The sequence below is a fragment of the Phyllobacterium brassicacearum genome, assembly GCF_003010955.1.
In the GTDB taxonomy this organism is placed as follows: domain Bacteria; phylum Pseudomonadota; class Alphaproteobacteria; order Rhizobiales; family Rhizobiaceae; genus Phyllobacterium; species Phyllobacterium brassicacearum.
Genome location: NZ_PGGO01000020.1, coordinates 54,447 through 78,066, shown reverse-complemented (window position 1 = coordinate 78,066; position 23,620 = coordinate 54,447). Strand labels below are relative to the sequence as shown.

The window sequence follows — 23,620 nt, the reverse complement described above, 5'->3', positions numbered from 1 at the left end:
GCTATTTCTTCTTTCGTTTTGACGCGATTCCGGACGGAAAACCGGTTTCCACTTTTCCTGGAATTGCTCTAGACCCACTCGCCCTTGCGCATCACCGGCACGACCGAGCCATCCTTGTTGATGCCATCGACCTCTATCTCACCGGAACCGATCATCCAGTCGATGTGAATGAGGCTCTTGTTGCCGCCGCGCGCTGCGACTTCATCCGGTGAAAGTTCACCGCCATTGATGAAGCACTTCGAGTAGCACTGGCCGAGCGCGATGTGGCTGGCGGCGTTCTCATCAAACAATGTGTTGAAGAACAAGAGGCCCGAAGCCGAAATCGGCGATGAGTGCGGGACGAGGGCAACTTCGCCTAGGCGCCGCGCACCTTCATCCGTACCGAGGACCTTGTTGAATACTTCCTCACCACGCGTCGCCTTGGCTTCGACGATCTTGCCGCCTTCGAAACGCACACGGATGTTCTCGATGAGCGTGCCCTGATGGGAGAGTGGCTTGGTGCTGGATACGTGGCCATCGACGCGTAGCGCATGGGGGGTGGTGAAGACTTCCTCGGTCGGAATGTTCGGGTTGCAGGTGATGCCATTCTTGGCCACCGAAGCACCGCCATGCCATTCATGCTCATCGGCAAGTCCGACGGAGAGATCGGTGCCAGGTCCCTTGAAATGCAGCGCGGAGAATGTCCGCGCGTTCAGCCATTCGGTCCGCTTGCGCAAAGTCGCATTATGGTCGCGCCAGGCGGTGACGGGATCGTCCACATCGACACGCGAGGCCGCAAAGATCGCGTCGGCGAGCATGGTGACCGCTACCTCCGGATCCTGATCAGGAAATACCTGTTTCGCCCATGACGGATTGGGATAGGAAACGATGTTCCAGTTGATATCGAAACCTGCAATCTTTTCCAGCGCGGGTTGATAGGCGCGCGATTGCGCCTTGTTGGCGCGGGCAACCTTCTCCGGGTCCTCCGAGGAAAGCAGCATCGGATTGTCGCCAGCAACGGCAAGGCGGGCAGTGTTGGCAGAAAAAGCCTTGGCCATGCCCTCGTAGAGCCAGCCCGCGGAACGGTCAAAACTGTCGTCTGGCGCGTTGCGGTAGCGCATGAGGGTCGCGTCTTCGTCACTATAAAAGGACGTCACCAATCCTGCGCCGGCCTTGTAGGCGTGTTCCGTAATGCGGCGCACCAGTGGCACCGCGGCAAGCGGGGCAGTGATCAGGAGATCCTGTCCCGGCTGCAGCTGCAGGCCGATCTTGATGGCGACTTCCGCGAGACGGTCGAGCTTGACGGGATCGACCGAGGGGATTTTAGCTGATGAGGTCATTGAAAATCCATGCTGCTGGATGAAGATAATGCCAACATAGAACCGGACCATCAGCGATATCAAGCCGACGTCGTTTATCAATCCTTGCGCGTGAGGAAATCTGCAAACTCGCTTTGATAATCCGGATGCCAGCGGGACAATGGCGGACGGTTCTTGATGATATCATGCGCAGCCCAGAGTATCCGCCGTTCATCGATGGACCTGGCTACATCGTTGTCGGGGCAGAGGATATAGAAGTCTCCCGCTGATACACGCTCCAGCATGAAATCGACGGTTTGTTCCGGCGTCCATGCGCCTGCGGGCTTCTCCGTCCGGTTGCCGGCAGTCAGGGGAGTATAGACAAAGCCGGGTATGAAGAGATGGGCCGTTACGCGACAATTGCTGGTGTTACGTAACTCGTGCTGCAGGGCCTCGGTGAAGGTTTTCACGCCGGATTTCGAGACATTATAGGCAGGATCGCCGGGCGGCGTGGTGATGCCTTGTTTCGAGCCGGTGTTGATGATGAGCCCAGGTTTTTGCCGTTGGATCATCTTTGGTCCGAACACCTGGCTGCCTCGAATCACGCCAAACAGGTTGACGGCGATGATCTGGTCCCATCTGCCGGTGTCGAATATGCTGCTGCCGGGCTGAATACCGGCATTGTTCATCAGGATGTCAACGCCGCCAAACTTTTGCTCCACTGTCGCTTGCAGTCGCTGCAAATCATCGATGCTGGTGACGTCCGTTTCGACGGCGATGACGCTATCGGGATCAGACTGTTGCGCGACGATAGCATGTGCGGCATTGAGTTTGTCTCCGCCAAGATCGGCAATAGCGACCTTCAGACCCATTGAGGCGAAACGCTTGGCCGCTGCCAGGCCAATGCCGGATGCACCTCCGGTGATAACTGCGACATTGGATGCTGAAAAAGCCGGATGCGCCATGGGGAATGTCCTCATGTTTGTTGGACTGTCGGGAAGGCTGGTCCGCAAGCCTAGCAGAAGATGGAAACAGAAGTAAAACGGCAAACCTAGCCGAAATTTGGGACCCGCACATAATGGGCAAGGGGTATCACCTGTTCCTTGGAATCGCGGCTTTCGGGTTTCTTCGCTACCAAAGCTTCCTTTTGCTGACGAGCTTCAAGGATTTCCTTTTCCGAGCTTTCCCCCATGCACAATGCCTGCAACAGAACCATGCGCGCGGCATCGGCAATGCCGGAGCGATTTTCATTGAGTGCAATGTCGAGGATGACACGGCGAAAATCTGTCGTCTCGGCAGGTCTGGCGGTTACGTAACGTCCCCTGCGAGCATTTTCCGCGTCAATAAGAGCATAAAGCTTCTCACGCAGATCAGCCCCGATGTTCTCATATTGCGCGGCAAGGTCTGGAGCAACCGCGGCAAGTTTCAGCTTCTGCCGTTCGCGGTGCCGTCGCTGCCTCTCTGCATTGCTGAGTGCCATATTTTTTGTCTGCGCCGTAACGAATGCGAATCACTTTACCCTTCCGTGATAGGCATGCGTGCCGTAACCGGCAACATTATGATGTCGTTACGCACAATCTGTTTGTCAGCCTGTTATGCACAGACCGTTACGTAACCAGGAAGTCGGGAGGTGCGCGCTTAGTCAAAGACCTTTCGAAACAAATTGTTAGGACAATCTCCGCTATCGTCAGGCGAATCAATTACCAAGCAAGTCTTGCCGGACTGGGAAAAAGAGCATGTTCGAATCCATAACCCCGATGCCATGCCAGGTCATTCCATTTCCTCTCACGCGAAGGGTGGCAAAGGTCCGCGACGTAGCAGCGCGGATCATGGAAAAGGCTACCGACCGGCAAGCGGAAGCTTATCGTAATCAGATCGCCGACACCTTGTTCAGGCACCTGGACAAGATCGGTGTTCCGGAAGACGACCAGGATGAGCAGGTCGGCGCCTTCTTCACTGCGGTCGAACTCGAGCTATCGCGCCTCTACGACCAGCAGGACGCCAATGGCGAAACATCAGCCTATTAAATTGCGTCAGCGCTAACAACGCCATTGTCAGAATTCCGGCGTGTCTTCGGGTTGGTGTGCGGATAATGCGCCCATCTGGCGCGGGGATCAGGCCTACAATGAAGGCATTCGCAGGACTGGCGATCCCTGCATATCCATCGCTCAACGACTACCATGTTCCCATGGCATACCGAACGTACCGTAATATACCCGATGTTACGGGTCTTCCGGCACCACAACGTGTAGTCTTCGCGATGCGGGCAATCACAACTTCCCGACCGAACGGGAACTCTCCGAAACCTGCAGAAATACCAGATCGATATCTGACGAAGTGCAACCCAAAGGAGGCATACTTCAATGATGACGATTATGCGGAAGGCCGTGACGGTCGCGTCCGGCACAGTTTCATCGATTGCCCTTGCTCTCACAGTCGTCTCAGGCATGACGTCTGTCGTAGCGGCCGGTGAGGCGGAGGCCAAAGAGCTTCTTAAAGCGATGTCCGAATATCTTGCGGGGCAGAAGGCCATTTCATTTAATTACGACACCAATCTTGAAGTTGTCACCAAGGACCACCAGAAACTGCTGCTGGCGAGTTCCGGTAAGGTCGAGATGGGCCGCCCAGACAAAATTCGCGTCACACGCACTGGCGGATTTGCCAATGTCGAGATGACTTTCGACGGCAAAACGCTGACGTTGTTAAACAAGGATGACAAAGTCTACGCTCAGGCCGAGGTCCCCGGAGCGATCGACCAATTGGTTGATGCATTGAGGGACAAATACAACAGACCTCTCCCAGGAGCTGATCTTCTGTTGCCAAACGTCTATGACGAGTTGATGGGCGATGTCGTGGACGTGAAGGATCTCGGCAGTGGCGTGATCGGCGGTACTGAATGTGATCATCTCGCGTTCCGGACAAAGGAAGTCGATTGGCAGATTTGGATCGCTCAAGGCGAGCAGCCCTATCCTTGCAGGTATGTCATCACCGCCAGCCAGGTTGATCAGGGGCCGCAGTACAGCATCCAAATCAGCGACTGGAAGGCAGGGACTGACGCCATAGCGAGCGATTTCGGCTTCAAGAAACCCGCTGACGCCAAGCAGGTCGACGATCCGAAGAAACTGGCGAATATCGATGAGCTTCCAGATCACCTCACCGTAGGAGGCACCAAATGAACGTTTCAAGGAAACTCAAGATCGTCCTGTTGGTCGCGATCGCCGGCTTGTTCGGTATAGAGGCCGGATCGGAGCTTTCGATACCTGGCGTGTCCAGCTTTGTGACGACAGCCGAGGCCAGGGTTGGACGTCCGCTCACGCCCGTCAGTGTCGCCGGGGTGGCACGGAGGTCGGCGAGGCGTTGCGCCGCTGGCGTTTATAATTGTTAGAGTTGCAGCCCGATCCGAAGATGTCGTGAATACCGTCCAGGTCACCTTGCCGTCAGGGGCAGGAAATGACGTTCTCGAAGAGATTCAAGACCGCGTTACTGGTCATGAGTGTCAGTGTGAGCTTCCTATCACGGAATGTACAGCCTCGTGAATGTCGCCGGGGCCAGGGTGGGGCGTGCGCTCACACCAGTCAGCGTCGCCGGGGTCGGCCTGGGAGGGCGGCGTGCGCGTTCCCGGCATTGCCTATTGGCAGGGCATGATAACGCCCGGCCGCGAGAGCGACTAACTATTCGACCTGATGGACATCTTCAATACGTCGCTGCATCTCGCCGGGGCCTCAGACGAGATCCCGACCGACCGCTACATTGACGTATCGACCAGACTTCCTTCCTGCTTGCAGACAACGGACGCTCCAATCGCGAATACGAACCGTGTCAGCCATCTCTGTTGGTGGCGAACAGGAATCTCACGCTCTGCGGAGCGCCCCCTACCTCAATGCATTTCAGGCAAGCGGAAATGTGCCTCCCCATTTTGGGCCGTCTGACTTACGATTCTCAACATATTACCAGCTGACAACGCCTGGTCAGGAGTACGTTACAGTAACATGCCTGAGAATGTCCTGCCCTAGCCCTTTGATGATACTCTCAAATGACGGGCGAGATAGCCCACATCTGGCCAAAGCTTGGGCGCAATGCTGCATAATCTCTAGCTATGACTTTTGGGACACTGGAATAGACAGCGAGGATACCTGGAACTACATCGATGTTGGTGAAGCTGCAAGGCACTTAACGAAGCCGATTTTATCGGCAGTGGCTCATGCGTTGATGCTGCCGGCCAAGCTGCTCGACTGTCATGAGATGGGGCAGTGGATGCGGCCTTCGTAATGCCAATCTGTCTTTCCCGAAAAGCGCTGCGATCAGATCCAACTGGGTCACGACGAGGTAAATCTGTTACCGTAGGTGCGCATGGTAAAACTCCATCGGTGAACTGCAACGACCCCAGGCGAGCGCTCTGGATGGCAGCCTTGATGCTGGGATATGGTCCGGGAACTTTTCTGCGGGAGTTGCATCTAATACATCGATGAGGAGATTGGCGATGTCCGCGATTTCGACTAGCAAAAGTACCGCATCCGATCAGTCGGGCGATTTCGATCTCGTTCGGCGCGCCCTGACCCGGGACGCCGATGCGTTTCGTACAATCGTCCGAACGCACAACCGCAGGCTCTACCGGATTGCCCGTGGCGTTGTGCGCAATGATGGCGAAGCCGAGGACATCGTCCAGGAGGCCTACTTAAGCGCCTTCACTCATCTCGATACATTTCGCGGCGATTCCTCACTCGCTACCTGGCTTTCCCGTATCGTGATCAATGAAGCGCTCGGACGCTTGCGCAAGCGGCGAAGGGCATCCGATGTCGCGGCGACGTTTGTGCAGGAGGCCCAGATTATTCAGTTTCCGCTCGCCAATCGCGACGACCCTGAGCGGGGGATGGCGCAACGACAGATACTGCAGCTCATTGAACGGGCCACTGACAATTTGCCAAACCTGTACAGGATCGTGTTCGTCGCCCGGGTGATCGAAGGCCTGAGTGTCGAGGAGACAGCCAACCTGCTCGATATCCGGCCCGAAACGGTCAAGACCCGGCTTCACCGCGCCAGGCACCTTGTGCGTACACAATTGGATGAACAGATCGGTCCGATATTGCTTGATGCGTTCCCGTTCGCGGGTCGGCGCTGCGACCGCCTGACTATTGCAGTCATGCAGCGTCTTGGCTTTCCAGAATAATTTTCAGGAACCCTTTCTACTCGACAGCATCCAATGGTTGCCAATCACAAACAATGCCCGCCATTCGGCAGGGCAAAGGAGGATATTATGCTATCTCGCAAGACAGCAGTGCTTGCCGCATTCTGTTTGCTCGGCACGTCCTTGACCCACGCGGCGGATAAGCCAACCGATCCGCAGATCGCGCATATCGCCTACACGGCCGGCACGATCGACATCGAAGCTGCGCAACAGGCGGTTAAGATGTCAAAGAACGAGAATGTTGTCGGCTTCGCCAAGGACATGGTTCGCGACCACGAAGCTGTGAACAAGCAAGCGCTTGATCTCGTCAAGAAATTGAAGGTCACACCGGAAGACAATGACACCAGCCGAGCTTTGGCCGAGGCCGCAAGTGCTGAACGAAGCAAACTCTCAAAGCTCGACGGCGCTGCGTTTGACAAGGCCTATGTCGAGAACGAGGTGGCCTATCACAAGCAAGTGAATGAGGCTTTGGAAACTCTGCTGATCCCGTCAGCAAGTAATGCCGAACTCAAGAGCTTGCTGGAGACTGGTCTGAAGATTTTCCAGGGTCACCAGCAGCATGCCGAGCAGGTCGCCGCAGAACTCAAATGAAGATCAAAGCATGTTGTTGAAGCGGCAATTGTGTCTCGGCATTGCCGTTGCATTGGGAGTAGCCGCCGCGCCTGCCTGGGCGGAAACCCTTCAGGTTACGATCGACAAGCTTGTGTTCTCGCCGGCGGTTATCAATGCGAGGGCGGGCGACACGATCGAATGGATCAACAAGGACATTCTGGCTCACACCGCGACCGTGAAAGGGGGCTGGGATGTGATGATCCCGGCAGGCAAATCGGCACGTTTGGTTTTGGACAAGGTGGAGTCGGCCGATTATTATTGCCGGTTTCACCCGAACATGAAGGGCAAGGTGACCGTGGCAGGGCCTTGACATCTGGCTGACACCGCGAGGTCTACGTACGGAGCGGCTGGCCAATCGCCGCGCTTGGTAGTCGGTAAAGGCCAGCCGTATAACTGCTATCATTGATAAGCTGAATATCCTCCCACGATAACCTGCCATTTCCCGCTGCTCACGTCGGCAGCTCCTGTCCGGCTTGCCCCCGGACGATGTACTCGGCGTACCAGTCTGGCCAGCCCTCATCATGCTGGCCAGTCAGTTTCTCATGCTCTCCATGCGCGGTGGCCGCACGCCGGAGCGCTGCAGCGAGCTCAATCGACGAGGTGAAGGTTGTGTCACCTGCGTCAACCCGTCCGGGCAATCGTGAGGTGATCTCCTGGAAGAGCCAGCCGTTGCCATCCGGATCACTGAACGAGGCGAACGAGCGGTAGCTGCCGCGATCAGGGTCCGGACCGCCAACGCGGATTCGTCCAAACAGGTAGGGCTCATCGGATCCCGTATATGTATCGCCGGCGTGGTGGAACACGTCACTGACTTCGACGCCGCGACCGCGCAGCTCATCGCAAGCGGCCTCGACGTTGGAGACGATCAGGTACAGTCCTTGGGCGGAGCCGGGTGACGCAGCGGTGACGTTCCTGCCGAAGATGACCGAGCACCCGGAGCCAGGCGGCGTGAACTGGATCACGCGGTAGCCGTCATTGCCGGCGAAATCGGCGTCGAGTCTCCACCCGAGGCTTGTATAGAATTCCTTCGCACGATCGACGTCCGAAACAGGAATAACGACGATTTCGAGTTTCATGTCGATCGTCCGCGGACTAAGTGTCTCTTCGGTTGTCATGGTTGTCTCCTTGATTTTTTGTGGAAAGGGTGGCCCCGCAGCGCACCCCGTGTTTCTCAATTTGACTGACGCAACGACTTGAACGCCTGGGGACTGTAGACAACAGCCCGGCTGTACCTAGGCGGCGAAGTGCCGCCTTTGTCGAGCCGGCGGTAGTGTATCAGATTGGGGAAGGCTTTATCTGCTTAACTCTGCGGACGGGTGCTAGCGAATGGCTTTAGCTGCAGTATTCGTGTCTAGGCGGTGCTAGGGAAGAACGTTAACCGCGCGCGCCGCTACAATGACGAGGGTCAAGAGTGAGATAGCGCTTTCGAGCATCATCAACATCTTGGCCCTTCGCGTGAGCGGCAGAATATCCGTAGGGCTGAATGCTGTCGCCGTATTGTATCCGAGGAACAGGTAATCAAGGAATAATGGCTGCCAGTCTGGCGATGCGATTTCGGGGGCCGTCTCCTGTGGAAACAGCCAATCCGGTTTCGTACTTGCCCTGCTCGCCCGAACGAATGGGCCGCCACGATCAATCTGCCAGTAAAGCAAGGAAAAGATCAGTACATTGGTGACCCAGATCGCAAGTGAGGAGGAGAGCAGCGAGATTGCCCGAGTTTCCGGCGGGTGCAGTGTGATTATCCCGATCATGTCGGCCAGTTCAGCAGCCGTGTTGGCGACATAGGCCGCTCCGAGAAAAAGGATTACAGCCCGTTCGATACGTAGCCACGGCATGTTCGCCGCTGTGATAGTGACGATCACCATCGGTACAAGCACTGCAAGCGCCACAACATAGGAAAACCACTTTGGCATCACCTGAACGTGGTGAGGCAGCACTTACAGCAGACCGAGTACGGCAATGATTGCAAGAGCGGCGATCCAACGCGGCTCGTCGCGGAGAGTCTGGTCCCGATCGTTCATGGCGATCTAACGCCCGCGACTTCCCGGTTCAGGCGCGCATCGATAAATTCGAGCTGGAAGTCAAGCGCTTGAAGGTGCATGCGACCGTGACGATTGAGCGTCATCCCTGGTTTCCCCAAACCGGCGATCCAATGCGAACGCGTTTGTTCGAGAGGATCACACCGGTAGCCTAGTCCTGCTCCGTCGCTGTCACAAGGCCATTGTAGAAAGCGCGTTTGCTGAAATCTTCTGTTGGTGTCATGCTCAGCACGGTTAGGTCCTGTTCAGCAACAACAACAGACAAGCGCGAAAATGCGGTTCGAGATTTCCGTCAACGTCGAACAACTTTCGACAATGATCTCCCATGCTGTGGCTCCGGCATTTCTACTGGCCTCGATTGCGGCTCTGGTGTCGATCCTGATCAGTCGGATGGCAGGGGTGACTGACCGAATTCGAAACCTCAACCAGATTGCCGACGACGATACGGGGCGCCTGTGGCTGAAGGCCGATATCATCCGGCTGAAGCGCCGTGAAATCCTCTTGAACCAATCCCTGCAACTTGCGGTGATTGGCGGAATCGGGATCACAGTGCTGTTGTTATTTGGTTTTGTGGCTGCCTTTTTGGGTTATCGCCATGAACCCGGCGCGGCTGTCCTGTTTATTGGGTCTTTATGCTTTCTGGTGGGTGCCCTGTTCCGATTCCTGCAGGATATAAGGATCGCTCTGAGCGAACTTGACCATCATCATTGAGAGTTGATGGCACGCACCGTCGAACGATGTTACGTTATGGCTGGGGAGAATCACACATGGATATGGTCTGGAATTGGCATTCGGTCCCGGTCGCTGCGGTCACACTGCTGCTGATGAATTCGGGTGCGTCGGCACAGGAATCAAGCGCGGACCTCGCCAAAAAACTGTCGAATCCGATTGCGTCGCTGATCAGTGTGCCATTCCAGGCAAACTACGATAGCGGCTACGGTCCCAATGATGGCGAGAAGTACTATGTCAACGTGCAGCCCGTCATTCCGTTCACGCTGAACGAGAACTGGAACGTCATCTCGCGAACGATCTTGCCCATCGCCTGGCAGGACGATATCGCGGGGCCATCCGGTGACCAGTTTGGCCTCGGTGACACCGTGCAGAGCTTCTTCTTCTCACCAAAGCAACCGGGGGCTGGGGGTATTATCTGGGGTGCCGGTCCGGTGTTCCTGTTGCCGACGGCAACCGACGATCTGCTTGGCGGCGAAAAATGGGGCGCAGGGCCAACAGCCGTTGTCCTGAAGCAAGAGGGTCCCTGGACTGTCGGCGCTCTGACGAACCACATCTGGTCTTTTGCCGGTGACGAGGATCGCAACGACGTCAGTTCGACTTTCCTGCAACCTTTCGTTTCGTACACGACCAAGGATGCCTGGACGTTCACCCTCAACACCGAGTCGACCTATGACTGGGTGGGTGAGGAGTGGTCAGTCCCGCTGAATTTCACGGTTTCGAAGCTTGTGAAGATAGACAAGCAGCCGATCAGCCTGACGGCAGGGGTGCGCTATTGGGCAGAGAGCCCTGACAATGGACCGGATGGATTCGGCGCGAGGCTAGCCGTTACGTTTCTCTTTCCTAAATAACGCCAACCTGGCCCAAACCAACTGCTGGTACGGTTGCCCTATCTGGAGCCGATAGCCGCGCGCAGCTGCCTGATGAGTTCGGCAAGTTGCGGGTCATCCGGCCGCTGGCGCGCCAGCGCCTCGGTATATTTCAGCGTTTCCGGATAGCGGCGGAGCTTCAGTCCATACTGGATGGCCGCGCCGAGAAGATCAGCGTCAGTTTCTCCGCCAGCAATGGCGAGGTCGAGCACGGTGAGGGCGTCCGGGGTCCGCCCAGCCGAATCGAGCGCAATGGCGAGCGTTGTCTTGTACCGGCTGTTGCCGGGATCAAGCCGGACAGCCTCGTCGAGCTCCCGTATTGCTTCTGGCAGGGCTTTTTGGCGAACGAGCGATAGGGCGTGTCCGTAGCGAAGGTCTGCCTGATCGGGTGACGCTGCGATCGCCTCGGCGTAAGCCTGTTCGGATTTTTCGTTCTGTCCCGTCGCGCGGTAGAGTTCGGCAAGGTTGATACGCGCACCCGATAGTGCCGGATCGAGCACGATCGCCTGGCGGAACGCTTTTTCGGCCTCGTCTGCGCGTTGCTGGCCAAACAGGAAGGTTCCAAAATTGTTTTGTGTCTCGGCAACGTCGGCATTGGCCCGCACATAGGCACGCAGATCTTCGACCGCCGTGTCGAAGTCCTTTCTCGCATCACCGAGCAAACCGAGCGATGGAGTGCTGCCCAGGGCGGTAACAGCCGCCACACGCACGGCGCGCGTTTCGTCACTGAGCAGTTTGCCAATCGCATCCAGCCTCCCCTCAGGCGCCAAATTGCTCGCCGCCTCCGCTGCTCCCAACCGGACGAGTGGATCCGGATCTCCCGCTGCCGTCTTTACGTCAGCAATCGTGTTGGCTCCGCCGATGCGGCTCATCGCAGCGACCGCGCTGCCGCGGACGATGCCTGCCTGTTCCCGGTCAGCAACGATCTTTCGCAAGACCTCGATCGATACCGGATCGTTCTGCGCTGCTCCCGCAAAAGCATGTGCAGTCGTTGGCCGATCTCGCCAGGCCTTGCCATACCACTTGTCCATGGTTTCAGCCGCCCAAACGTTGGTCTTGCCCTCATGGCATGTCGTACAGGCATTCGGCGTACCATAGGCCGCCGACAGGTCAGGACGCGGAATGACAAAGGAGTGGTCGCGCCGTGGGTCGACTTTCATATAGATACGCTCGGGCATATGACAGTTCGAGCACTGCGCTCCAGTCGATCCGACCGGGTGACGGGTGTGGTCGGGTGTGTCGAAGTCGCCGCCCGGATTGAATTTCACAAAGCGCTCCGGCGGCAGCTTCGTATGGCATTGCGTACACAGGGCATTGCCCTGTGCCTTGAGTGCGGCTTCATGCTGGGTGTGGCAGTCGAGGCAGGTGACGCCCGCTCTGGCCATCTTGCTCTGCTGGAAAGAGCCGTACTCGAACACCTCGTCGAGTATCTGCCCGTCGGGAAAATAAAGGTCCGGACGCAGCAGTGCCGGAGAAAAATAGTCGAGGAAGGGCTTTCCGGGTCGATACCCGTCAACGAGCTTGGTACGTCTCGAGTGACAGGCAAAACAAGCGCCCGCATCGACCTTCGACAGTCCCAGGTTCGGATCCGCGGACGCTGTGGCACCTCTGGTTTTTCCCTCGGCCCATGCAACGTGTTTTGCGCCCGCGCCGTGACAAGATTGACAGCCTATACTGGTGGCAACATAGGACGATTTGTATTCATTCGTCTCCGGTTGAAAGTTGGCCCGGGGGTCGGTCGAGTGGCAGTCGATGCAGGTGCGGTTCCAGCGATAGAATGGACCTGTCCAATGGAATGTGGATCCAGGTTTTGCTGGTTTGCCTTCGCCGAGCCAGAACCATCGCTGTTTTTCCGTATCCCAGGCGACGTCGAGCGCCTGCAATCTGCCGCCACCGATATCGGCGAGATATTGCTGGAGGGGTTCATAGGCAAAGGTGTACTTGACTTCGAATTCCGCTTGCTTGCCGTCAGGTCCATCGGTGCGGACGAAGAAGCGCTTGTCACGGCGAAAGAAGGTTGACACGAGGCCTTCGTTCTCGAAGCTGCTGTTGTTGAAATCTGCCCGGACCGACTTGTCATCGGCAACCGCCATCGCCTTGGCGTGGTTCGATTTAGCAAATGCTGATACCTGGTTGGCGTGGCATGATGCGCATTTCGCCTCGCTCACGAAGCCGTCATGGATCGAGATACGTGGATCGACAGGAACGGCAGGAGCTCCTTCGGCGGCAAAGGCCTGCGCGGTGACAAATAGAGTGGCAAACGAAAAGACCACCCGAAGAATGGCCGACAAACCAACGTCTGCTCTAACACCCCGCATCTCAGTTAGCACAAACCCACTCTCAGCATTCTGGCAGACATCTGTCGCCACTTCTACTTCTCTGGAAATATCTGCTTCCAGTCGGTCTTCATGTCGACGACGGTCCATTGGTTGACGGCGGCCGCATCGAGCGCCGTGTCGAGGCGACCGAACTCCGTGTTCCGGTCATAAGCGTATTCGCGCTCGGCATCCGTGTGGTGGACGATCAGCCCGAAGCGCGCTTTGTCGCCCAATGTCGTCCATTGCAGCATTTCCAGGTCGCCGTCGGAATTGCCGAACGCGGCGATCGGCCGGCGGCCGATATGTTCGTTAATGCCGACCGGCTTGCCGGTCTTGTCATCAATGAAGTTGACCTGTGGCAGGCGCATCAGGGTCGGAGTGCCATCGCGCATCTCAAACTGTGTCTTGATCGATGAGCCGACGACCTGTTCGGGCGGCACGCCATAGACCCGCTCCATCCAGGGGCGCATGAACTCGATGCCGCCACCCGAGACGATGAAGGTCTTGAAGCCGTTGGCACGCAAATAGGTGAGCAGTTCGAGCATCGGCTGATAGACGAGCTCGGTGTAAGGCTTCTTGAACCGCGGGTCGCGCGCGGTTGCAATCCAGTCTGTTACGATCGTCTGGAATTCGTCGCTGGTCATTCCGGCGTGGGTCGCCATGAGAATTTCCATGAGCCCCTTTTCGCCGGCAGCGGCGAGGGTCTTCATGTCACCCTCGAGCACCGCCTTGAATGGCTGCGTGTCTTTCCATTCCGGGTGTGCGTCCGCCATCGCCTTTACACGATCGAGGGCAAAGGCGAGCTGGGTGTACATCGGATGCTCGACCCACAGCGTCCCGTCATTGTCGAACACGGCAATGCGCTCCGGCTCTGGTACGAAGTCGGGCGAGTTCTCCGTGGTCACCTTTTTGACGAATTCAACGATTGCGGCCTTCGGTGCCGTATCGTTCCAGGATGGCAGCGGATCGTTTTGCGCCCACGCCGCGACAACGACAAGAAGCGTGGCCGCGATGCCTAGCGCCCCAGCGCGGGCGACTTTAGCAAGATCAAATGCTGCGAACATGGTTAGACCCTCCAAGCGGCCTGCGTGTCCGCAGACGCGCAGGCAGAACGAACGAGTGGCCCCCGGTTCAAACCGGGGGCCATTTGAGTATCAATTGCCGGTTGGCATCGGAATGGTGACACCCTCCTTCGCGAGCGAGTCCCGCACCCACTGGAACTTCTCATAGTTGGAAAGCGTGATCGGTCCTGTATAGCCCATACTCTGCAGCTTGCGCGGCGGATACTCGACGTATGTGGCCATGATCTTCTTCAGCTCCTCGCCCATGACCACGGCCATCCAGGTCCGCTCGGTGAAGTTGTTCATGAAGACGTCATAGCGTTCCTGCGGGTCCTGCCACAGGTCGAACACCTGGGGCACCGTGGCGACGTACTTCTCCGCTCCTTTCCAGCCGAGGTTCGAGTCGACCGCCAGCCCACCGGTCTGAGCTCCATCATCACCGCGCAGGTTGAACACGAACTTGTAGTTGTTGACACGAATAGCGCCGGGTGAGAGCTCGTTTTCGGTAAAGTAGAACCATGATTTGCGCGCCGACTTGCCCGTGCCGAGCAGGATTGGCGACATGTCGTAGCTGTCGAAGATGATTGGCTTGTCTTCGCGGTCTTTGTCTGGCAGCGGAACCCCGGCGACCGAGGCGAAGGTTGCCATGAAGTCGAGACCGCCAACGAGGTCATGATTCTTCGTATTGGGCTTGACCTTGCCGGGCCATACTGCAATCGCAGGAACACGGTTACCGCCCTCGCGCAAGGTGCCCTTGGTGCCACGCAAGGGCGTGTATCCAGCATCCGGATAGACGTCTTGCCACGCGCCATTGTCGGTCGTGTAGAAAACCAGCGTGTTCTTGTCCATGCCGGTCTCACGAAGCTTGTCCATGATGCGGCCGATGCGGGTGTCTAGTTCCACAACGGAATCCGCATATTTGCTCTTCGACAGTGATTTGAGCTGGAATTCCGGTGCCGGCATGTTCGGCTGATGCACCTTCATGAAGTTGACGTTGATGAAGAAGGGTTCGTCCGGCTTCTGGGATGCTGCATCAAGGAACTCGATCGCGGCCTTCTCGACGTAACCGTCGAAGAACGGAATGCCGACGACTCCTTCCTTGCCATCGATCGTCGGCGTGTCGACATACTGGCCGTTGATCTTGAATTCTTCTGTTACCGGACCTCCGGCCTTGCCGGACAGTGCGCCTTTGGTCACTTTCTGGAACATCGCCCGCAGTTCCGGAGACATGTCGGGGAACCAGGTCGGATCGGCATAGGTATAGGCGTTGAGATGATAGAGGCCGGCATATTTCATCTCGTCATAACCCTGGGCATTGGGCAATGCGTAGTCGGCCTCACCGAGGTGCCACTTGCCGGTGAAATAGGTGTGGTATCCACCGCGCTTGAGCACGGAGGCCAGCGTCCATTCTGCTGCGGGAAGGCCGCCGCCCTGACCCTGGAAGGCCACGGTGGTCATGCCGCTGCGGTTCGGAATGCGCCCGGTCTGCATGGCGGCGCGGCCGGGTGTGCAACTCGGCTGGGCGTAGAACGAGAAGAAGGTCATGCCGTCTTCCGCAAGCTTGTCGATGCTCGGGGTCGGCATCCCCCGCCCTTCGCCGCCGCCATAGGGGCCGAGATCGCCAAGGCCGGTGTCGTCGGACACGATGAACAGGATGTTGGGCTTCTTTTGCGCATCCTGCGCCTGGACGGCGCCAGGAGCGCCCCACAGCGCGACAGCTGCAGCCAACGCTCCGAGGCCGCAGTTAAGGATAGTGCGACTCATTTTCAGCTCCTCTATTGAAATTGTCAGTTGCAAGCTGGTTCCGCGTTCAGCGTGAATTGAACGTTCTCCATCCCAAGCTGTGCGAACCAAAGATGTGACTGGTTGTAGATTCACTGGGTATGCAAACCCAGCAGCGGTGCTGTGCAGAATGCATCAATACTCATCCAAAGGATTTGGTTCGCGTATGCTTGCGATCTCGGAAAGTATTACGATCATTAGCAGCCGGTGAAGTACGTAACAGTAACACGGGACAGTGTTGTAACGTTGTTGGAGAAGGACGGCGTTAAGGCTTCGACAACGAGTCTGGCCGCGCTCTGATACGGTTTTTTCCACGCCGATAATGCAGGAGAGGAGCATGGCACGGAGAGGTTTCGAATGGCGGACGAACTTAGCCGCGCAGCCATCGGACCGATTGCTAATGAAGCGATGACTAACCGCCGAACGCCAGGGGCAAGTTGAATGCCCAGGTGGACCGGCCCGCATCGGCGGGTATGGGCGGGAAGGGTGCCGCCCGGCGGACCGTGTCCATTGCTGCCTTGTCGACGGCCGCATTGCCGGAACTGCGGCCAATGCCGACGCCGGTCACGCTGCCATTGCTGGCGACAACGAATTGCACCTGAACCTCGCCGCGCAATCGTGCCTGCCGCCGCAATGCGCGGCGAAGTTTTGATGTCACTGTACCCGGATAGTTGGAAACCGCAGCGTTGCCCTCGGCTGATGACTTGCCACGTGCATTACCATCGGCGTGCTTCTGGCCATCATTCTTGCCATCAGCGATGCCGGTCCGTGCCGTCCGCTCATTGGCACCATCACGCCCCGACGCTGCCTTGGATACGGGGGCTTTCGTGGCTTTTGTTGCCGGCGTCGTGGTCTTGGCTGGTCCCTTGGGCTTTTCGTCGGAGCGCTTTGCGTTGGCTGGTTTTTCGACGACCGGCTTTGGAGCCGCGGGCTTTTCCAATGGATTCGTTACTGGTTCCGCATCCTCGACCGGCTGCACCATGGCCTCCGAAGGTTGCTGCACCACATTTTCGTCCAGCGTCGGCTGGAGCGGCGTGACGCTGAGTATTTCTGGCGCCTCGCTAGGCGCAAATTCCGCCACTTTGGAGGTGGGTTCAGGTGCGTCAACAGGTTCGACCGGCGCAATCGCTTCAACCGCCTCATTCACTTCGACGGGCGCCACTTTCTCAACTTCCTTTTCCGGCACAGGCTTTGGCATCACCATTGTCACCAGCGAAACGTTCGTTGCATCCATGCTGGCCGGGTCTGGGGTGCCGGAAGAGTTCATGTCTACGGAACCATCTCCAAGCAGAGCGGCCATCGTGTCTGGCCTGCCGGCAATCAGTACTTCGTCGGTGACGAAACCGATAAGGAGCACAGCAAGCGCAACGTGAAATCCGCAGGAAAGCGCAAGTTTCCGGTACCACCCGATAGTGGGTATTTGCAGCTTTGCGGCCATGCTCCCGTGCCTGGCGGCGTCTGGTGAAAGCTCCGCTCCGGCCGTGTCGGCAAGTTCTACTGTATCCGGTCCCTGGTCTGACAAACCCGGAAGAGCGTCGTTCTCGATAACAAATAGCGCTGGCGGATCCTTCCGTTTGACGACGGCGGAAGTCTCTGTTTGGAAAGCGAGCGCGTAAGCCATCACTAACTTCCGAATTGCACGCCGGATTTCGTCATGGGATTGAGCTGGCGAATGCAGGCTTTCGGGTCGACGCCCGCGCCCGAACATTCCGTTGCGTCATTCACCAGGACGCGGGCGATCTTGGAGCAATCCGTATCGCCGAGATCGAAGCGGCGTACCTTGGTCTTGCCCTGCGGCAGGTCCTTGAAATCCAGCACCGTGATGCGATCCACCACCTGTGCCTGATTGAACAGCGCGATCTCGAACGCCGCCTTGTCGAGCGGCGCCTTGAGATCGTTGGTGACGACAAATGTCAGCCTGCAGCCCTTGTCGGAGGGCTGCAGTGCATTGAGTTCAAGCGTCAGGGTTGGCGCCGGGGAGGACTCTTGCCCCGGCGCCAACCCTGTTGCAGCAAGAAGGAATATGGCTGTAACAGCGGTCATGCTATGGCCAAGACTTGCTGCAAATTTCATGATTACCATCCGAATTGTTTGGCGAGCGTGATCTTGAAGGTGCGGCCCTTCCCGTCAGTCCCAGCCAGGTTGTTGCGATAGAATTTGTCGAAGAGGTTCTCGACGGCGAAGCGGGCTTCAAAACCAGCATATTTCTCGTCGATAGGCTTCCAGGAGGCGAAGATGTCGTGCAGGCCATAGCCCGCAGTCGGTTCGCCGGTGAACCCGGTGTCGGCATGGGCGGCAAATGTGCTGCGCCAACCATATTCGACACCGTAGTCGATTATCCGGCCGCCGATTGTCATCGCCAGTGTCTGCGCCGGGATGGTGGTCAGGGGCTCGCCCGTTTCCTCGTCCTCGCCCTTGATATTGCTGTATGCAAGGCGGGTGAAGAACACTTCCGCATCGTAGGAGCCCTCGACTTCAACACCATAGATCTTTGCTTCATTGATGTTGACGTAATAGGTCACCGGCAACCGGCTGCGATTATTTGGATTAGTGCTGATCAGGTTGCGGATCTGGTTGTAGAAGCCGGTCGTCTTCAATTGCAACGTATCGCCTGCCCGCACGAGATCATAACCCGAGACGGCAAAGCCAGCCTCGTAGTTGTTGGACGTCTCCTTCTCAAGATCGAGACTCGCGGCCCGCCCGCCGGGATAGGTGCGCCCCGGGGCCGACGTCGAATAGAGCTCATCAATGGTCGGGAATCGCTCGGTGTGCGCCACGGAGCCGAACACGGAGAAGTTATCATTGAGCTTGTAGAGAGCAGCAAGCTTTGGCGAAAAAGCATCGTCCGACGAGTCCTCGGCGCCGCTAATGCCGTCTGCTGGCGACGTATCGCGGTAATCATAACGGATACCGGGAATCAAGGTCAGCTTCTCGCGCCAGACAAATTCGTTCTGTGCGTAGAACCCATACTTGTTCTCAGTGCCTTCCGGGTGGAACAGAATGGATCCCGGCTGAATGCCGGCAATCGACTCAGCTTCGCGATCCTGGTGGCTGATCTGGGTTCCGACGGTCAGATAGTTTTCGAAGTTGTCGGCCTTGTATTCGAAGGTATTTTCGAGGCGCGCCTGCAATGTCTTGTAGGAATAATCCGAGTCGTCGAACAACTGGTTGGGCGTTCCTGGGATGCCCGAGGCGTTCGACTGTTCGTTCGATGTGTCGGAGTAGGAGAGGTTCAACTTCAGGTCTAGCCAGGGATTGTCGCTGGCCGGATTCTCATAGGCAAAGACGAGGGTCTGATCGGTGACCTTGCGATCGACTGTCCCGAAATCATTATCGTCTGTTTGCGCATAGGCCTGATCATCGCCATCGCCTTGCCAGCGCTGGTAGGAAAGCCGGATCGACTGCTCGTTGCCGTCACCGAAGCGGTAGGTTCCTTTCGCAAGACCGGACCAGGAATCGAATGACGATCCTGGTATTTCGTCGCCATTGCCATCTTTGTAGTCATCGGACTGGCGATAATTACCCATGCCGAGGAACTCGAAATTGTCGTTGAGCCTCGTTGCATAGATGGTCGAACCAAGCAGGCCCGTGCCATTGGAGTCATAGGCGCTCTTGACGCGGACTGCATTGTTCTGGCCCGGGGCCAGGAAATCGGCTGCATCTTTCGTCGTCAGATTGATGACGCCACCGAGCGCACCGGAACCGTAAAGCGTCGATGACGCCGGACCGCGCAGCACTTCAACCTGCTTGTAGAGCTCGGGATCGCTGAAGAACGATCCCATTCGATATTGTTCGTAGAATTTGGGCGTGCCGTCGACGTTGATGATAATCTTGGACTCGTCCGCGGCGGCAGCTCCGCCTATGCCTCGAATATTGAAGGCTTCACCGAAGATGCGGTCGCTGCCGATCGCTGTCACGCCAGGAACGTCGCGTAGGGTGTCGCCGATGGTCTGCGGCTGGTCCTGGTCGATCTGCTCCTGATCAACGACTGTTACCGCCTGCGGTGTATCAATGGCGATCTTATCGACACCCGCGCCTACCACAAGGCGTTGCAACAGGGTCACGCGCCCCTTCTTTGCAGCACCCGCCTGGGTCTGCTCACCCGTTTCCGTTTTTTGTTCCGCCTGCTGCGCCCCAGCAACATGCGCTCCGACCATGATCGTCATTGCCGCTCCGCCAAGCAAAGCAGTTACATTCCGTGCCACCAGCCCCATAATTCTCATTCTCTCCAGGGTTCAGTTTGTCGCTGGCTGGCCGGGAGAGCTTCGTGCCGATGCTCCAATGCTTGCTTGCAGTTTTTTGGCTTTTTAGAAGGCCATGGTAAACTTGACTCATTGACTCTTCTTTAGGTTGAGTAATAAATATGATAATACGAGTCAAGTTTAATTAAACGGAATAATGCGGCGGCGTTGTTCCGGACAAACGGAACAAAAAGGCCAATTGCCATGTCGCGACGTCAAATCATCGATCTGCAGGTTCGTCTACCGAACGTTACGCCGATGCGATCCGACTTAAGCAAACCCGTGAAACAGGACATTCGCGTTTTTGGCAGCGACATTTTGTTCGACGGCTCCAATGAAGTTGGCATTGAACATGCCGGATCGCTTTACCGGCTAAAAATCACCCGCCAGGGCAAGCTGATCCTGAACAAGTAAAGAAAAGCAATGGGCACGAGAATGACCGAGACTGTAAAACCCACACCAGAGGCAATCCGGCAGGCGAGGGCCGGCAATCCGAAAATGCGTGAGCGTGACTTTGCGCAGCAATTGCAAATTTCCGAAGCTGATCTGGTTGCCGCCTGGTGCGGGATCAATGTTATTCGCATCAGCCCGCGCATCGAGACGTTTCTCACCGAAATCCAATCGCTCGGCGAAGTCATGGCGCTCACCCGCAATGAAAGCGCCGTGCATGAGAAGATTGGCGTCTATGACAAGCCCATTGTCGGCAAGCATGCCTCGCTGCTGCTCGGCGAGCAGATCGACATGCGGCTGTTCCCGAGCGCCTGGGCCCACGGCTTTGCTGTAGAAAAGGCGGAGGGCGAAACAGTCCGCCGCAGCCTGCAATTCTTCGATGCCGCCGGCGAGGCAATCCACAAGATCCATTTGCGTCCGGCATCCAGTCTCGACCCCTATAATGTGCTTGTTGCAAAGCTGCGTCTGGACGATCAATCCCAGACGATCGAACTGACATCACTGCCGAAGCCGGAAGAGAAGATCCTTGAGATCGAAGAACTCGACACTTCAAGCTTGCGCGACCGCTGGAGCCAGATGAAGGACGTGCACGAATTCTTCGGCATTCTTCGCTCGCTGAAGATGACACGCCATCAGGCGGTGCAGGTGATTGGCGAGGATTATGCCTGGCAGCTCGATACCAGTGCTTTGACCGCCATGCTGCACCATTCGGCACAGGAACAGATTCCAATCATGTGCTTTGTCGGCAATCGCGGTTGCATCCAGATTCATTCGGGTCCGGTCCAGAACGTCACGCCGATGGGCGCCTGGATCAATATCCTCGACGAGACGTTCCACATGCACCTGCGCACCGATCGCATCGCCGAGGTTTGGGCGGTGCGCAAGCCGACAAAGGATGGCCATGTCACCTCGCTCGAGGCCTATGGCGCAGAAGGCGAGATGATCATCCAGTTCTTCGGCAAGCGGCATGAAGGTTCGGGTGAGCGCAGCGACTGGCGCCGGCTTATCGAGGGCCTGCCGCGCCTGATGTGCGCCGCAGCCTGAGGGAATCGCAGAATGACAATCAGATTACCAGTCATAGTCGGCATCCTTGGTATGCTGGCACTACCGGGTGTCGCTTTCGCAGAAGAGATAACTGGACGCGTACCTGATGCGAGCCGCGTGGTTTCGATCGGCGATTCCGTCACCGAGATCGTCTACGCCCTCGGCGAGGAGGGGCGGCTCGTTGGCCGTGACTCCACCAGCACCTATCCGGATGCGGCGAACAAGCTGCCCGATGTCGGCTATATGCGTGCGCTGTCACCGGAAGGTGTCCTGTCGATCAACCCAACAGCAATCATCGCCGTCGAGGGGAGCGGCCCGAAGGAAACGATCGAAGTCCTCAAGAAGGCAAGTGTTCCCTTCGTCTTCGTGCCGGAAAATTACACGGCCGCCAGCGTCACCGAGAAGATCCGGATCGTCGGCAAGTCACTCGGAGCCGACGACAAGGCAGAAAAACTTGCACAAAGGGTCGAACTGGATCTTGCGGCCGCTCAGGCCGAAACCAGCAATATCAAGGCGCGCAAGCGCGTTCTCTTCATATTGAGCGCCCACGGCGGCAAGATACTGGCATCGGGAACCAAGACGGCGGCGAACGGCATCATCGAACTTGCAGGCGCTGAGAATGCTATCACCGAGTTCCAGGGCTACAAGCCGCTGACCGATGAGTCGATTATCACGGCAAAGCCAGATGTTATCCTCGTCATGGACCGTGGCGGCGATCATTCCGCGGCCAATGCCGACCTACTCGCCAACAAGGCAATCGCAGCGACCCCCGCCGGTGAGGCCAAGAATATCGTGCGCATGGGTGGACAATATTTGCTTGGCTTCGGTCCACGCACGGCACAGGCCGCGCACGATCTGGCAAAGGCGTTCTACGGCAACGAATTGAGCCAATGAGCGAGTCCGTTGTGATGAAATCCGCCGCCTTTCGATCCAAGAGCGGCGGCGGAAGGGCACGTGCGGAGGGCGACCGCTCCTTTCTCGCGAAAGGTGTGATCGCTGCGCTTTGTTCTGTCCTGCTGGCAACGATTATGTTCAGCCTCGCCGCAGGTGCTTCCGACGCATCGATCGTCTCCGTCATCAGTGCCTTGCTTTCGCCCGCGGATGGCAACAGTGGTGCTTTGCCTCTTCGTGATCGCATCATCATCTACGATATCCGCCTACCGCGTGTCATTTTGGGCATGCTGATCGGTGCATCGCTTGCCGTCTCGGGTGCGGTCATGCAGGGGCTGTTCCGCAACCCGCTTGCTGATCCGGGCATAGTCGGCGTCTCGGCCGGCGCCGGCCTCGGTGCAGTCAGCATGATCGTTTTAGGCGGCACGGCACTCGCACCGCTCATCGCCCTGTTTGGCTATTACGCCTTGCCGCTTGCCGCTTTCTTCGGCGCGCTCGCCTTCACGCTCATTCTTTACCGCGTCGCTACGCGGCGCGGACAGACTTCCATCGCGACCATGCTGCTTGCCGGCATCGCCCTTGGTGCCATGGCGGGGGCCTATATGGGTGTCTTGGTCTATATTGCGGACGACCGGCAATTGCGTGACCTCACTTTCTGGGGGCTGGGCTCGCTTGCCGGCGCAAACTGGGTGAAGATTGCCGCCGCTGGTCCGTTCATCGTTCTGGCGCTGCTGGTTTCGCCGTTTCTCGCGCGCGGCCTCAACGGACTCGCGCTGGGCGAGGCGGCGGCGAGCCACCTCGGTATCCCGGTGCAGCGTTTCAAGCGCATCGCTATCGTTGTGGTTGCCGCGGCCACCGGCGCATCGGTTGCTGTGAGCGGTGGCATCGGTTTTGTCGGCGTGGTCGTCCCACATCTCCTGCGCCTCGTGATCGGGCCAGACCACCGCTACCTCCTGCCAGCCGCCGCTCTGCTCGGCGCAAGCCTGTTATTGTTGGCCGATGCGGTCAGCCGTACCATCGTTGCCCCCTCGGAATTGCCCATTGGTATTGTCACAGCAGCCGTCGGCGCACCGTTCTTCCTTTGGATATTGCTGCGGCGGCGTGGAATCCTGGATCTATGAC

Annotated in this window: 23 protein-coding genes; 12 read left to right on the top strand and 11 right to left on the bottom strand. The window is 57.5% G+C overall.

The features are described from left to right. Positions 1-68: 68 nt before the first annotated feature. The 3 genes from CU102_RS22035 to CU102_RS22025 form a co-directional block, all read right to left on the bottom strand. Positions 69-1,319 carry an aminopeptidase gene (locus tag CU102_RS22035; protein WP_106713274.1) on the bottom strand — a complete coding sequence of 417 codons (1,251 nt, stop codon included), beginning with the start codon at positions 1,317-1,319 and terminating at the stop codon, positions 69-71. Between the two features lie 77 nt (positions 1,320-1,396). Beyond that, a complete protein-coding gene (locus CU102_RS22030) occupies positions 1,397-2,242 on the bottom strand; it encodes an SDR family NAD(P)-dependent oxidoreductase (RefSeq protein WP_106713240.1) in 846 nt (281 codons plus the stop codon). Positions 2,243-2,328: 86 nt separating this feature from the next. Beyond that, on the bottom strand, positions 2,329-2,757 hold the full coding sequence (locus CU102_RS22025; protein WP_106713239.1) for a hypothetical protein: 429 nt from the start codon (positions 2,755-2,757) through the stop codon (positions 2,329-2,331). 256 nt (positions 2,758-3,013) lie between these two features. Between CU102_RS22025 and CU102_RS22020 the strand changes: the two genes are divergently transcribed. From CU102_RS22020 to CU102_RS21985, 6 genes are all read left to right on the top strand, one after another. Then, the gene (locus CU102_RS22020) at positions 3,014-3,304 is read left to right on the top strand and encodes a DUF6074 family protein (protein ID WP_106713238.1); all 291 of its coding nucleotides are present in this window, start codon (positions 3,014-3,016) and stop codon (positions 3,302-3,304) included. A 336-nt stretch (positions 3,305-3,640) separates the two neighbouring features. Beyond that, positions 3,641-4,453: a DUF2092 domain-containing protein gene (locus CU102_RS22015; protein ID WP_106713237.1), complete on the top strand. Its 813-nt coding sequence runs from the start codon at positions 3,641-3,643 to the stop codon at positions 4,451-4,453. Continuing rightward, a complete protein-coding gene (locus CU102_RS22010) occupies positions 4,450-4,662 on the top strand; it encodes a hypothetical protein (protein ID WP_106713236.1) in 213 nt (70 codons plus the stop codon). The genes CU102_RS22015 and CU102_RS22010 overlap by 4 nt, the downstream gene beginning before the upstream one ends. A gap of 1,095 nt (positions 4,663-5,757) precedes the next feature. After that, entirely contained in the window at positions 5,758-6,444 is a 687-nt protein-coding gene (locus CU102_RS21995) for an RNA polymerase sigma factor (RefSeq protein ID WP_106713234.1), read from the top strand. Positions 6,445-6,531: 87 nt separating this feature from the next. Next, positions 6,532-7,053 carry a DUF4142 domain-containing protein gene (locus CU102_RS21990; RefSeq protein WP_106713273.1) on the top strand — a complete coding sequence of 174 codons (522 nt, stop codon included), beginning with the start codon at positions 6,532-6,534 and terminating at the stop codon, positions 7,051-7,053. 10 nt (positions 7,054-7,063) lie between these two features. After that, positions 7,064-7,384 (top strand): cupredoxin domain-containing protein, encoded by a 321-nt coding sequence (locus CU102_RS21985; RefSeq protein ID WP_106713233.1) that lies wholly within the window; start codon positions 7,064-7,066, stop codon positions 7,382-7,384. A gap of 139 nt (positions 7,385-7,523) precedes the next feature. Here CU102_RS21985 and CU102_RS21980 read toward each other — a convergent pair whose 3' ends face one another. After that, positions 7,524-8,189 (bottom strand): VOC family protein, encoded by a 666-nt coding sequence (locus tag CU102_RS21980; RefSeq protein WP_106713232.1) that lies wholly within the window; start codon positions 8,187-8,189, stop codon positions 7,524-7,526. Positions 8,190-8,435: 246 nt separating this feature from the next. Further along, entirely contained in the window at positions 8,436-8,987 is a 552-nt protein-coding gene (locus CU102_RS21975) for a hypothetical protein (RefSeq protein ID WP_245425470.1), read from the bottom strand. Positions 8,988-9,386: 399 nt separating this feature from the next. Here CU102_RS21975 and CU102_RS21970 point away from each other — a divergent pair, with 399 nt between their 5' ends. Together CU102_RS21970 and CU102_RS21965 are read left to right on the top strand one after the other, a co-directional pair. After that, entirely contained in the window at positions 9,387-9,824 is a 438-nt protein-coding gene (locus tag CU102_RS21970) for a DUF2721 domain-containing protein (RefSeq protein ID WP_280951916.1), read from the top strand. Positions 9,825-9,937: 113 nt separating this feature from the next. Continuing rightward, positions 9,938-10,693, top strand: coding sequence for a transporter (locus CU102_RS21965; RefSeq protein WP_245425474.1), 756 nt, complete (start codon positions 9,938-9,940; stop codon positions 10,691-10,693). Positions 10,694-10,731: 38 nt separating this feature from the next. Here CU102_RS21965 and CU102_RS21960 read toward each other — a convergent pair whose 3' ends face one another. The 6 genes from CU102_RS21960 to CU102_RS21935 form a co-directional block, all read right to left on the bottom strand. Continuing rightward, positions 10,732-13,029 (bottom strand): tetratricopeptide repeat protein, encoded by a 2,298-nt coding sequence (locus CU102_RS21960; RefSeq protein WP_106713230.1) that lies wholly within the window; start codon positions 13,027-13,029, stop codon positions 10,732-10,734. 53 nt (positions 13,030-13,082) lie between these two features. Further along, positions 13,083-14,093: an HAD family hydrolase gene (locus tag CU102_RS21955; RefSeq protein ID WP_106713229.1), complete on the bottom strand. Its 1,011-nt coding sequence runs from the start codon at positions 14,091-14,093 to the stop codon at positions 13,083-13,085. A gap of 90 nt (positions 14,094-14,183) precedes the next feature. Next, entirely contained in the window at positions 14,184-15,854 is a 1,671-nt protein-coding gene (locus CU102_RS21950) for an arylsulfatase (RefSeq protein ID WP_106713228.1), read from the bottom strand. Positions 15,855-16,284: 430 nt separating this feature from the next. Then, the gene (locus CU102_RS21945) at positions 16,285-17,493 is read right to left on the bottom strand and encodes an energy transducer TonB family protein (RefSeq protein WP_166648516.1); all 1,209 of its coding nucleotides are present in this window, start codon (positions 17,491-17,493) and stop codon (positions 16,285-16,287) included. 2 nt (positions 17,494-17,495) lie between these two features. Continuing rightward, entirely contained in the window at positions 17,496-17,915 is a 420-nt protein-coding gene (locus tag CU102_RS21940) for a hypothetical protein (RefSeq protein WP_245425473.1), read from the bottom strand. A gap of 32 nt (positions 17,916-17,947) precedes the next feature. Further along, positions 17,948-20,095: a TonB-dependent hemoglobin/transferrin/lactoferrin family receptor gene (locus CU102_RS21935; protein WP_208113866.1), complete on the bottom strand. Its 2,148-nt coding sequence runs from the start codon at positions 20,093-20,095 to the stop codon at positions 17,948-17,950. Positions 20,096-20,371: 276 nt separating this feature from the next. Here CU102_RS21935 and hemP point away from each other — a divergent pair, with 276 nt between their 5' ends. Genes hemP through CU102_RS21915 form a run of 4 tightly spaced genes read left to right on the top strand, consistent with a single transcriptional unit; the run spans position 20,372 to position 23,619 of the window. Further along, positions 20,372-20,527 carry a hemin uptake protein HemP gene (hemP, locus tag CU102_RS21930; protein ID WP_245425472.1) on the top strand — a complete coding sequence of 52 codons (156 nt, stop codon included), beginning with the start codon at positions 20,372-20,374 and terminating at the stop codon, positions 20,525-20,527. 21 nt (positions 20,528-20,548) lie between these two features. Then, the gene (locus tag CU102_RS21925; RefSeq protein ID WP_106713223.1) at positions 20,549-21,607 is read left to right on the top strand and encodes a hemin-degrading factor; all 1,059 of its coding nucleotides are present in this window, start codon (positions 20,549-20,551) and stop codon (positions 21,605-21,607) included. A gap of 12 nt (positions 21,608-21,619) precedes the next feature. After that, entirely contained in the window at positions 21,620-22,501 is an 882-nt protein-coding gene (locus CU102_RS21920) for a heme/hemin ABC transporter substrate-binding protein (RefSeq protein ID WP_425351588.1), read from the top strand. A gap of 14 nt (positions 22,502-22,515) precedes the next feature. Beyond that, positions 22,516-23,619, top strand: a complete 1,104-nt coding sequence (locus tag CU102_RS21915; protein WP_208113868.1) for a FecCD family ABC transporter permease — start codon at positions 22,516-22,518, stop codon at positions 23,617-23,619. Position 23,620 lies beyond the last annotated feature (1 nt).

Bases quoted from the DNA above. Each gene is read 5' to 3' on its own strand.
- CU102_RS21945 (WP_166648516.1), bottom strand. From the start codon at position 17,493: ATGGCTTACGCGCTCGCTTTCCAAACAGAGACTTCCGCCGTCGTCAAA.
- CU102_RS21925 (WP_106713223.1), top strand. From the start codon at position 20,549: ATGACCGAGACTGTAAAACCCACACCAGAGGCAATCCGGCAGGCGAGG.
- CU102_RS21915 (WP_208113868.1), top strand. From the start codon at position 22,516: ATGAAATCCGCCGCCTTTCGATCCAAGAGCGGCGGCGGAAGGGCACGT.
- CU102_RS22015 (WP_106713237.1), top strand. From the start codon at position 3,641: ATGATGACGATTATGCGGAAGGCCGTGACGGTCGCGTCCGGCACAGTT.
- CU102_RS21920 (WP_425351588.1), top strand. From the start codon at position 21,620: ATGACAATCAGATTACCAGTCATAGTCGGCATCCTTGGTATGCTGGCA.
- CU102_RS21990 (WP_106713273.1), top strand. From the start codon at position 6,532: ATGCTATCTCGCAAGACAGCAGTGCTTGCCGCATTCTGTTTGCTCGGC.
- CU102_RS21965 (WP_245425474.1), top strand. From the start codon at position 9,938: ATGAATTCGGGTGCGTCGGCACAGGAATCAAGCGCGGACCTCGCCAAA.
- CU102_RS21995 (WP_106713234.1), top strand. From the start codon at position 5,758: ATGTCCGCGATTTCGACTAGCAAAAGTACCGCATCCGATCAGTCGGGC.
- CU102_RS21950 (WP_106713228.1), bottom strand. From the start codon at position 15,854: ATGAGTCGCACTATCCTTAACTGCGGCCTCGGAGCGTTGGCTGCAGCT.
- CU102_RS22030 (WP_106713240.1), bottom strand. From the start codon at position 2,242: ATGGCGCATCCGGCTTTTTCAGCATCCAATGTCGCAGTTATCACCGGA.
- CU102_RS21975 (WP_245425470.1), bottom strand. From the start codon at position 8,987: ATGCCAAAGTGGTTTTCCTATGTTGTGGCGCTTGCAGTGCTTGTACCG.
- CU102_RS22035 (WP_106713274.1), bottom strand. From the start codon at position 1,319: ATGACCTCATCAGCTAAAATCCCCTCGGTCGATCCCGTCAAGCTCGAC.
- CU102_RS21970 (WP_280951916.1), top strand. From the start codon at position 9,387: ATGCGGTTCGAGATTTCCGTCAACGTCGAACAACTTTCGACAATGATC.
- CU102_RS21980 (WP_106713232.1), bottom strand. From the start codon at position 8,189: ATGACAACCGAAGAGACACTTAGTCCGCGGACGATCGACATGAAACTC.
- CU102_RS21985 (WP_106713233.1), top strand. From the start codon at position 7,064: ATGTTGTTGAAGCGGCAATTGTGTCTCGGCATTGCCGTTGCATTGGGA.
- CU102_RS21935 (WP_208113866.1), bottom strand. From the start codon at position 20,095: ATGAGAATTATGGGGCTGGTGGCACGGAATGTAACTGCTTTGCTTGGC.
- CU102_RS22020 (WP_106713238.1), top strand. From the start codon at position 3,014: ATGTTCGAATCCATAACCCCGATGCCATGCCAGGTCATTCCATTTCCT.
- CU102_RS22010 (WP_106713236.1), top strand. From the start codon at position 4,450: ATGAACGTTTCAAGGAAACTCAAGATCGTCCTGTTGGTCGCGATCGCC.
- CU102_RS22025 (WP_106713239.1), bottom strand. From the start codon at position 2,757: ATGGCACTCAGCAATGCAGAGAGGCAGCGACGGCACCGCGAACGGCAG.
- hemP (WP_245425472.1), top strand. From the start codon at position 20,372: ATGCGATCCGACTTAAGCAAACCCGTGAAACAGGACATTCGCGTTTTT.
- CU102_RS21960 (WP_106713230.1), bottom strand. From the start codon at position 13,029: ATGCGGGGTGTTAGAGCAGACGTTGGTTTGTCGGCCATTCTTCGGGTG.
- CU102_RS21940 (WP_245425473.1), bottom strand. From the start codon at position 17,915: ATGACCGCTGTTACAGCCATATTCCTTCTTGCTGCAACAGGGTTGGCG.
- CU102_RS21955 (WP_106713229.1), bottom strand. From the start codon at position 14,093: ATGTTCGCAGCATTTGATCTTGCTAAAGTCGCCCGCGCTGGGGCGCTA.